Annotated in this window: 9 protein-coding genes; 7 read left to right on the forward strand and 2 right to left on the reverse strand. The window is 65.8% G+C overall.

Annotation, left to right across the window (positions count from 1 at the left end; translation table 11 throughout):
• From H7A19_20135 to H7A19_20145, 3 genes are all read left to right on the forward strand, one after another.
• The coding region (locus H7A19_20135; GenBank protein MCP5477140.1) for a hypothetical protein at positions 1 to 411 on the forward strand (411 nt) is incomplete at its 5' end.
• Between the two features lie 156 nt (positions 412 to 567).
• Positions 568 to 2232, forward strand: coding sequence for an assimilatory sulfite reductase (NADPH) hemoprotein subunit (cysI, locus tag H7A19_20140; GenBank protein MCP5477141.1), 1665 nt, complete (start codon positions 568 to 570; stop codon positions 2230 to 2232).
• Positions 2154 to 2927, forward strand: a complete 774-nt coding sequence (locus H7A19_20145) for a phosphoadenylyl-sulfate reductase (GenBank protein MCP5477142.1) — start codon at positions 2154 to 2156, stop codon at positions 2925 to 2927. Before cysI ends, H7A19_20145 begins: the two co-directional genes overlap by 79 nt.
• 568 nt (positions 2928 to 3495) lie before the next feature.
• On the opposite strand, the gene H7A19_20150 is transcribed toward H7A19_20145, so the two are convergent.
• Positions 3496 to 4488: a LysR family transcriptional regulator gene (locus tag H7A19_20150; protein MCP5477143.1), complete on the reverse strand. Its 993-nt coding sequence runs from the start codon at positions 4486 to 4488 to the stop codon at positions 3496 to 3498.
• Positions 4489 to 4802: 314 nt separating this feature from the next.
• On the opposite strand from H7A19_20150, the gene cobA reads away from it, so the two are divergent.
• Positions 4803 to 6224 (forward strand): uroporphyrinogen-III C-methyltransferase, encoded by a 1422-nt coding sequence (gene cobA, locus H7A19_20155; GenBank protein MCP5477144.1) that lies wholly within the window; start codon positions 4803 to 4805, stop codon positions 6222 to 6224.
• Positions 6225 to 6410: 186 nt separating this feature from the next.
• On the opposite strand, the gene gspF is transcribed toward cobA, so the two are convergent.
• Positions 6411 to 7625 carry a type II secretion system inner membrane protein GspF gene (gene gspF / locus H7A19_20160; GenBank protein ID MCP5477145.1) on the reverse strand — a complete coding sequence of 405 codons (1215 nt, stop codon included), beginning with the start codon at positions 7623 to 7625 and terminating at the stop codon, positions 6411 to 6413.
• Positions 7626 to 7784: 159 nt separating this feature from the next.
• Here gspF and H7A19_20165 point away from each other — a divergent pair, with 159 nt between their 5' ends.
• The 3 genes from H7A19_20165 to H7A19_20175 all read left to right on the forward strand — a co-directional run bounded on the left by H7A19_20165 (position 7785) and on the right by H7A19_20175 (position 9641).
• Positions 7785 to 8513 carry a GTP cyclohydrolase I gene (locus H7A19_20165; protein MCP5477146.1) on the forward strand — a complete coding sequence of 243 codons (729 nt, stop codon included), beginning with the start codon at positions 7785 to 7787 and terminating at the stop codon, positions 8511 to 8513.
• A 10-nt stretch (positions 8514 to 8523) separates the two neighbouring features.
• A complete protein-coding gene (locus H7A19_20170; protein ID MCP5477147.1) occupies positions 8524 to 8973 on the forward strand; it encodes a BLUF domain-containing protein in 450 nt (149 codons plus the stop codon).
• A 131-nt stretch (positions 8974 to 9104) separates the two neighbouring features.
• On the forward strand, positions 9105 to 9641 hold the full coding sequence (locus tag H7A19_20175) for a hypothetical protein (GenBank protein MCP5477148.1): 537 nt from the start codon (positions 9105 to 9107) through the stop codon (positions 9639 to 9641).
• Positions 9642 to 9818: the final 177 nt, after the last annotated feature.

Genomic DNA, 9818 nt, shown 5'->3' on the forward strand with positions numbered 1-9818 from the left:
GTCGCTCCTTTCCGCGCCTTCCTGCAGCAACGCCTGGCCGAGGGCGCCAGCGGACGGCACTGGCTGTTCTTCGGCCATCGTCATCTGCGTCGCGAGTTTCTCTATCAGACCGAATGGCTGAGCGCCCTCAAGCGCGGCCAGCTGCAGCGGCTGGATGTGGCCTTCTCGCGCGATCAGCCCGAACGCCGCTATGTGCAGCACGTGCTGGCGGAGCAGGCCCGTGAATGGGTCAGCTGGATTGACGCCGGCGCCCATCTCTATGTGTGCGGCGATGCCAGGCGCATGGCCCGCGACGTCGAGCAGGCGCTGATCGAGTCCATTGCCCGTATTCGCGGCATCGACGCCGAGGCCGCCAGCGATGAGCTGGATGCGCTGGCCAGCGCCGGGCGCTACCAGCGGGATGTGTATTGAGATGAGCATGAATCATATGACGACATTCGTAGGTCACGTTGCCGGCTTCATCGGCTACGTGACATCGGCCGGCCACGAACCTTCTTCGTCACCGATGTCACGTAGATCGCTGCGCGCTCAACGTGACCTACGTCATTTTCTTGCCGGCGGCCAGTCATGAGTGCGGTGTTGTCCCCGGTCGAAACCATCAAGGCCGAGAGCCGCGGTCTGCGCGGTACTCTGGTCGAGAGCCTGGCCGACGCCTGGACCGGCGCCCTGCGCGAGCCCGACCAGACCCTGCTCAAGTTCCATGGCAGCTACCAGCAGGATGATCGCGATCTGCGCGAGGAACGCGCCGAGCAGAAGCTGGAGCCGAACTACTCCTTCATGATCCGCACGCGCACGCCGGGCGGCGTGGTCAGCCCGGCGCAATGGCTGGCTTTTGATGCCATCGCCCGTCGCTACGGCGGCGGCAGCCTGCGGCTGACCACGCGTCAGGCGATCCAGCTGCACGGGGTCATCAAGCGCGAACTCAAGGCTACCTTGCAGGCGATCAACCAGAGTCTGATCGACACCATTGCCGCCTGCGGCGACGTCAACCGCAATGTGCTGGTCTCGGCCAATCCCATCGAAAGCGCGGCCCACGCGCAGGTCTACGCCGACGCCGTGGCCCTCTCCGAGGCGCTGCTGCCGAAAACCCGCGCCTATCACGAGATCTGGCTGGACGAAGAGCCGGTGGCCGGTACGCCCGAACACGAGCCGCTGTACGGTCCCACCTATCTGCCGCGCAAGTTCAAGACTGCCTTCGTGGTGCCGCCGCAGAACGATGTCGACGTCTATGCCCACGATCTCGGCTATGTGGCCATCGTTGAGGACGGCGTGGTGCTGGGCTACAACGTCACGGTCGGCGGCGGCCTGGGCATGACCCACGGCGATGCCCGCACCTACGCCCGCGCCGCGAGTGTGCTCGGTTATGTGCCGCGTGGCCGCGAGATCGCGGTCGCCGAAGCAGTGCTGACCACCCAGCGCGACCATGGCGACCGCGCCGATCGCCGCCTGAGCCGGCTCAAGTACACCATCGACCGCCTCGGCGTGGACTGGTTCAGGGCCGAGGTCGAGCGCCGCAGCGGCGTCGCTTTCGAAGCCGCCAGACCGGTCCGATTCACGGCCCGCGGCGACCGCTTCGGCTGGATCCAGGGCAGCGATGGTCGCTGGCATCTGACCCTGCGTCTGTCGGCCGGCCGCATTGCCGATCGCCACGACGGCCAGCTGCTCAGCGCCCTGCGGCAGATCGCCGAAGTGCATCGCGGCGACTTCCGCATCACCGCCAATCAGAACCTGATCGTGGCCGGCATCGCCCCCGAGGACCGCCCCGAGATCGAGCGATTGTTCATCGACACCGGGCTCGCCGAGTTGCTGCAGCGCAGTCCGCTGGAACTGAATGCGCTGGCCTGCGTGGCGCTGCCGACCTGCCCGCTGGCGATGGCCGAAGCCGAGCGTTATCTGAAGGAATTCAGCGCCCAGGTACAGGCGCTGCTGGCCCGCCACGGCGTGCCCGATGAGTCGGTCAGCCTGCGCCTGTCTGGCTGCCCGAATGGCTGCTCGCGCCCCTATCTGGCCGAGATTGCCCTCGTCGGCAAGGCGCCGGGTCGCTACAACCTGCAGCTGGGCGGCGACGCCTTCGGCGAGCGCCTCAATCGCCTCTACCGCGAAAACATCGACGTGCCCGAGATCCTGCGCGTGCTCGATCAGAGCTTCGCGCGCTGGCTGGCCGAGCGCCACCCGGCCGAGGCCTTCGGCGATTTTGCCCACCGTGTACTGCTGACGGAGACGGCCACGTGAGTGCCCTCAGAAAGATCGTCACGCTCGATGACAGCCAACTCGCCCGGCTCGACGCCGGCGCGCGCGTGGAACAGGCCTTGGCACAGCTGCCCGGCAATCACGCCCTCAGTTCCAGCTTCGGCGCGCAATCGGCCGTGATGCTGCATCTGGTGAACGAGCGCGCGCCGGGTATCCCGGTGATCCTGATCGACACTGGCTATCTGTTTCCCGAGACCTACCAGTTCATCGACCAGCTCAGCTCCAGGCTCCATCTGAATCTCAAGGTCTATCGGGCCGACACCAGCCCCGGCTGGCAGGAAGCGCGCTACGGCAAGCTCTGGGAGCAGGGCGTGGCCGGGCTCGATCGCTACCATCAGATCAACAAGATCGAACCGATGCAGCGGGCGCTGGCCGAGCTGGATATCGGCACCTGGTTCGCCGGCCTGCGCCGCAGTCAGGCCAGCACACGCAGCGATACGCCCTTCCTGAGCTGGCGCCAGGGTCGAGCCAAGGTCCACCCGATCGCCGACTGGAGCGATCGAGAGATCTTCACCTACCTCAGCAAACACCGCTTGCCCTACCACCCACTGTGGGCGCGCGGCTATGTCTCCATCGGCGATGTCCATTCCACGACACCGCTGGGCAGCGGCATGCGCGAGGAAGACACCCGTTTCGGTGGCATCAAGCGCGAGTGCGGGTTGCATACGGAGCTGTAGCGAGTAGCGAGTGCCGTTCGCCCTTGGCGGTGCGCCTATTTGCGCATCAAACTGGCGGCGATCTCGCGGTTTCCCATTTTGTCCGCAAAAGACGCAAAGGACGCGAAGGTTTCAATGGTTGTCCGGCTGAACACGATGCCTGGCGACACCACCAACCGAAGCCTTGGAATCGCCTTACTTTGCGTCCTTTGCGGAAAAGGTTTGATTCAACTGCTTGCGGCCAGTTTGGTGAGAGCGAGCGCTGCACGCGATGCGTTGGTCGTCGTCAATGAATTAGTCCGGGCAAGCCGCAGGCGCACCCGGGTCGGCGGCGCGAAGATCAACAGCGCCGAGTGCAACTCGGCGATCCCGGCGGCGACCTGTGGGAGCGGGCTCTGCCCGCGATGCTTTGGTCGTCGGCAGTGGAGTAGCCCGGGCAAGCCAAGGCGCACCCGGGTCGGCGGGGCGAAGATCAACAGCGCCGAGTACAACTCGGCGATCCCAGCGGCGACCTGTGGGAGCGGGCTCTGCCCGCGATGCTCTGATGCACCCGCACGTTCCCATGCGGGCGCTTGCTCCGCGGTAGCCCCTAGATCGCCACGCGGCTCGCAAGGTCCAGGCTCTCACCCTTGAACCAGTCGGCCTCCGGGAAATTTGCCTTCTCCAGCCCCGCCAGCACCCGCCGAAGCGCCGCCAGATCCAGCTTGGGCGCCAGTCCGCGCAGCAATCCCAGCGTGTAGTCGCGTGGCACCCGGTTGGCCGGCAGCAGTGCATAGGTGGTGCAGGGCGCCAGCGCCATTTCCAGCGGAATGGCACGCACGCCGGGCGGCAGTCGATGGGCAGCGAGGTCGGCGACGATGCCGATGCCGATGCCTTGTTCCACATAGGTGCGGATCAGTTCGGCATCACTGGCGGTCACCGCGTAGTCGGGATCCAGGCCTTGATCGGCAAAGGCCTCGGCCAGCGAGGAGCCCGGGCGCACGGTCGACGGATAGACCAGCAGCGGATGCTGGGCCAGGTCGACCAGTCGCAACACCTTGCGCCTGGCCAGCACATGGGTGGCCGGTACCAGCGCCACCCGGCGCCAGCGGAACAGCGGCACCGCCAGCCCGGTTTCGGGTGGCAGGCCGGCGCTGCTCGACAGGGCCACATCGACATCGCCACCGCCCAGCGCCTCGACGATCCGAGCCGGATCCGTGGTTTCGATGGCCAGACGCACCCGCGGATAGCGACGGCGCAGCTCACCCAAGGCTTCGGGCAACACGAAGCGCGCCAGCGTGTGGGTGCAGACCACGCGCAGCTCGCCATCGGTTTCGGCGCGGGTGTTGGCGGCAAAGGCGCGGATGCTGCGGGCCTGATCAACGATCAGCCGGGCCCGCGCGGTCACTTCGCTGCCGAGTTCGGTCAGCCCGGTCAGGCGCTTGCCGTTGCGCAGAAACACCGGAAATCCGAGCTCATCTTCGAGCGCCCGCAGCTGCTTGGACAAACCGGGCTGCGTGGCATGCACGCGCTCTGCCGCCACCGTGAGGTTGAGACCGGCATCGACGATGGCGATCAGATGACGCAGTTGCACCAGGGTCATGGGATTGGATGTTTAGACGTCTAGACGGCTGATTCTAGGCGGCGTGGTGAGGCGGGGCAAGGGGCGGGCACGGGGCAAGGGACACGGGGCATGGGGCATGGGGCACGGGGCATGGGGCACAGGGCACAGGGCACGCGGCTCTTGTGGGTCCAGACAAGTCTGGACCCACAAGAGCCGAGCCCCGACGACCAACAACCAACAACCAACAACCGACACCCCATATGCCCCCAAGGCATAAGCTCACACTCACAGCTCATTTCTACAGACGTCTACACGTCCATAAGCTCAAATCCTCCCGAATCCTGGCGGCGCTCATGAACCTGTATCCGCTGTTTGCCGACCTCAAGGACCGGCGTGTGCTGGTGATCGGTGCCGGAAACGTCGCCGAGCGCAAGATCGAGATGCTGCTGCGAGCCGGGGCCGAAGTTGATGTGGTGGCGACGCGGCTGACGCCACTGCTGGCGCAATGCAGGCGCGATGGACGCCTGCAGCATCGGGCCTTGCAGTTCACGCCGCAGCAGCTCGACGGCGTCTGGCTGGTGGTGGCGGCGACCGATGACCCGGCCTTGAACCGGCGGGTGGCCGAGGCCGCAGGCCGGCGTCAGATCTGGGTCAATGTCGTCGATGACGCGCCGCTGTCCAGCTTTCAGGTGCCGGCCGTCATTGACCGCTCCCCGCTCATGATCGCGGTGTCCTCCGGTGGCAGCGCACCGATGCTGGCCCGGCTGGTGCGTGAGCGCCTGGAGCGTTGGCTGACACCTTCGTTGGGCGTACTGGCGGGCTTGTTCGATCGTTGCCGCACGCGCATCCGCGCGGCCTTTCCCGATCTGGGGCGGCGCCGCGCCTTTTACGATGAACTGCTGCAGGGACAGGTTTCGGCACTGGTCGACGCCGGGCGCGTGGCCGAGGCAGAACAGGAGCTGTTGCGCACCTTGGCCCAGCCCGCCGCGGCAAGGCGCGGTCGGGTGATCCTGGTAGGCGCCGGCCCGGGCGCGGCCGGCTTGCTGACGCTGGACGCGCTGCGGGCGCTGCAGCAGGCCGATGTGATCCTGCACGATCAGCTGGTCAGCGCCGAAGTGCTGGAATTGGCTCGCCGCGACGCCGAGCGCATCGCCGTCGGCAAGCACGGCCATGGACACAGTACCGCCCAGGAAGACATCCATGCCCTGATGATCGCGCATGCGCGCCGTGGTCAGGTGGTCGTACGCCTGAAGGGCGGTGATCCCTTTGTGTTCGGCCGCGGCGGTGAGGAACTCGAAGCGCTGCGCGCAGCGGGCATTGCCTATGCGGTCGTGCCGGGGATCACCGCAGCGGTGGCCTGCGCCGCCTATGCCGGCATCCCGCTGACCCATCGTGACCACGCCCAGTCGGTGCGCCTGGCCACCGCCCATTGCGCCCGCTCCATCGATACCCTGGATTGGCGCGCTCTGGCCGTGGAGCGCCAGACCCTGGCGCTGTACATGGCCAGGGCGCAACTGGACATCGTGCGCCAACGGCTGCTCGAACACGGCCGCAGCGCCGATACCCCGGTGGCGCTGGTCGAGAACGGCTCGCGCCGCGAACAGCGGGTCATCGTCGGCACGCTGGCGGAATTGCCGGAACTGGCGCGCGATCACCAGCTGAAATCACCGTCGTTGCTGTACATCGGTGAGGTTGCGGCATTGGCCAGCGAACTCGGCTGGTTTGGGCAGGCGCCCATTGAGGGCCGGCTTGCGGCGATGGCGGCAGCTGCGTAGGCAGGGGCGACGGGGCACGGGGCACGGGGCACGGGGAAAGGCTACGGGCTTCGGTCGCTTGCAGGTTCAGACTCGTCTGGACGCTGTCCCGTCATCGCGCCAAGAGCGTGTAGCCCGTTGTGCCGCGCAGCGGCTCAGCGGGGCTCTATCGCGTCGACGCCCGGATATCGAAGATCCGCAGGGGCCTCAGCGAATGATCTGATTCATCTCGAAGATCGGCAGCAGGATGGCCAGCACCATGAACAGCACCAGTGCGCCCATGACCACGATCAGCAGCGGTTCGAGGATGGCAACGAAGGCGCCCAGGGCGCCCTGCACCTGTTTTTCCTGCAGATCGGCAGCGTGATCGAGCATGGGTTCCAGTTCGCCGCTCTTCTCGCCGCTGCCCACCAGTCGCGTCAGCAGCGGTGGAAAACGTCCGCTTTCGGCCAGCGCCCGGCTCAGGCTGCCGCCCTCGCGCACGCGGGCGATGGCGGCGCTGATGGCTTCTCGCAGCGGCAGCAAGGTCAGCGTGGCGGAGCCCAGACGCAGCGCTTCCAGCAAGGGCACCGAGGCGGCGGTAGCAATCGACAGCGTCCGCGAGAAGCGCGCCGTGTCCTGGGCCCGCAGCAACTGGCCGATCAGGGGCACCCGCATCAGCAAGGCGTGCCAGCGGCTGCGGAAAGCCGGTCGCGCCAGCGCCAGTCTGAAGGCCACCAGCGCGGCCACGGCGGCCATCAGCAACCACGGCCCGAAAGTGCGCACGAAGGCACTCATCGCCAGCAACATGCGCGTAGGCCAGGGCAACTCGGTCTGCAGTTGTTCGAACACGCCAACCACCTGCGGCACCACATAACCCAGCAAGCCGGCCACGATGGCGAAGGCCACCAGCGACAGCAGCGCCGGATAGATCAGGGCGGCGATCACGCGCTGGCCGATCTGCTGGCGCTCTTCGAGGAATCCGGCCAGGCGTTCGAGCACCCGATCAAGCTTGCCCGACTGCTCGCCGGCCGCCACCGCCGAGCGGTAGAGCTCGGGGAAGCTCTCCGGGAAGTCGCCCAGACAATCGGCCAGGGTGCGGCCTTCCATCAACTTGGAACGCACCGCCACCAGCATGCGCTGGGCGCGGGCATCACCGCTCTGTTCGGCCAGCGCCGACAGCGCCTCGTCCAGCGGCAGGCCGGCACGGACCAACGTCGCCCACTGCCGCGTCAGCACGGCGAGGTCCGAGGCCGCAATGCCGCGCCCGAACAACTCCTTGAACTCGCGCCGTGGCGCCTGTTCGCGGACTTCGGACATCTCCAGCGGCACCAGCCCCTGATCGCGCAACACCTGGCGCACGGCCTTGGGCGTGTCTCCCTGAAGCACGCCCTTGTGGGTGCGACCGGCCTGATCCAGCGCCTGGTATTCGAAAGCGGGCATTGGTGGTGGGCGTCAGTGGTTCAGTGTCAGCGGTCAAGCATAGTGCAGCGGACCCTTGCTGGTCTGCGTTGGCAAGCAACGGGCCACACCGACACGCCGCATTCGCGCCGATCGGCGCAATATGCCAGCATTGTCTGGAATCTTACGCGGAACCCAAGCATGCCCAAGAAGTTGCCCGCCGCGGCTGCTGCCACAGCCTCCGCTGCCGAGTCCTCGGCCTCGGAACGCATTCGAGCGCGTATCCTGGCCTCCGGTCAGCGCTTCAATGCCAATGACAACATCGCCGCGTTCATCGAACCGGGCGAGCTGGATGAGTTGCTGACCGAAGTCCAGCAGCAGATGGCCGGGGTCTTGCGCACGCTGGTGATCGACACCGACAGCGATCACAACACCCAGGACACGGCCCGGCGCGTGGCCAAGATGTATCTCAATGAGGTCTTCCGCGGGCGTTATGTGGCGGCACCGCCGGTCACCGAGTTTCCCAATGTCGAGCAGCTGAACGAGCTGATGATCGTCGGCCCGATCACGGTGCGCAGTGCCTGTTCGCATCATTTCTGCCCGATTCTGGGCAAGGTCTGGATCGGGGTGATGCCCAACGAGCATTCCAATCTGATCGGGCTGTCCAAGTACGCGCGCCTGACCGAGTGGGTGATGAGCCGGCCGCAGATCCAGGAGGAGGCCGTGACCCAGTTGTCCAGCCTGCTCTACGACATGATGCAGCCCGATGGCCTGGCGCTGGTGATGGAGGCCGACCATTTCTGCATGCACTGGCGCGGCGTCAAGGACATGGATTCGAAGATGATCAACAGCGTCATGCGTGGCTCATTCCTGAAGGACGCCAATTTGCGTCGGGAATTCCTGAGCCTGCTCAACCGCAACAAATCCTGAGGCTATCGTCATGTTGGTTCGTTTGCTGTACGCCAGTCGCACCAGTGCCAAGCTCACGCCGAAGATGATCGAAGCCATCCTGGCCTCGTCGCGCAAGCACAATCCCGAGAGTGGCATCACCGGCATCCTCTGCCACGGTGGCGATGTCTTCCTGCAGGTGCTGGAAGGCGGTCGCGACGCCGTCAATGCGCTGTACAACCAGATCACCCGGGACCCGCGCCACGAGCATGTAGTGATCCTGCATTACGAAGAGGTCACCGAGCGCCGTTTTGCCGGCTGGACCATGGGTCAGGTCAATCTGGCCAAGATCAACCCCTCGCTGCTGCTGAAATACTCGGAACGCGCAGTGCTTGACCCGTTTGCAGTATCGGGCAAGGTCTCGATGGCGCTGCTGGAAGAACTGATTGCCACCGCCTCGATCCTCGGTCGCGCCGCCTGCCACAGCGGTGGCGAAGGCTGAGCCCGGTCAGCGAGCCGCGACCCGATCGCCAAGCAAGGCTTGCCGCTGGCAGACGCCTGCTGGCAAGCCTTGATCCGTTTACAATTTGAGACTAATGTGGCGACTGGAGATTCCAACAAGGAGCCACGGCCATGCGTTTGCGGATACTTCTGGCGGGGATGATCGGACTGGCGCTTTCCCCGGCCCACGCTCAGGTACTGGGTTTTGACGGCGATGGTTTCGAGACCTGTCCGCATCAGGTGTTGAGCATTACCTCGACCAGCGCCTGGGCCGGCACTTTTTCCGGGTCATTTCCTTCGGTCTTCGGTGTGCACCGCATCATCGTGCCATCGAACGGCAGCAGCGTATTCGCGTTTCAAGCTCCAATGACGCCGCAGAGCGGCACACTGCAGGTTCAGAACGACCTCGATGTCATCGGTGAATCGGTAATCAGCCTCTCGCGCTGCCCGTCGGTGTACCCGATCAATCCACCGTCCTGCCTCGCAGGGCCTGCCGCCGCGAATGCGCTGGACTTCACCACCGATCCCAATGGCCAGGGATGTCTGCTGGAACCCGGCCAGACCTACTTCTTCAACGTCAGCTTTGGCGTCGAGACAGCCCCGACCAACGGACAGCCCTGGTGCGGCGGCCTCTCCTGCGGGGTCCGCGTCAGTTCGCTGCTGAGATAGGCGATGTTCCTGCACTCTGCCGTCACGTAGGCCCTGCGGGCCAACGTGACCTACTTCAAGGCGTGCGAGGGCAGGTCGGAACGAGGGCAAGAGGGCACGCAAGCGCTCACGATCGCTCCGAACCTGCTTCTGCGTGCCCTCGTGCCCTCTCGCCCTCTCGCCCTCGTGCCCTCAGTA

Source organism: Rhodanobacteraceae bacterium (assembly GCA_024234055.1).
GTDB lineage: Bacteria > Pseudomonadota > Gammaproteobacteria > Xanthomonadales > SZUA-5 > JADKFD01.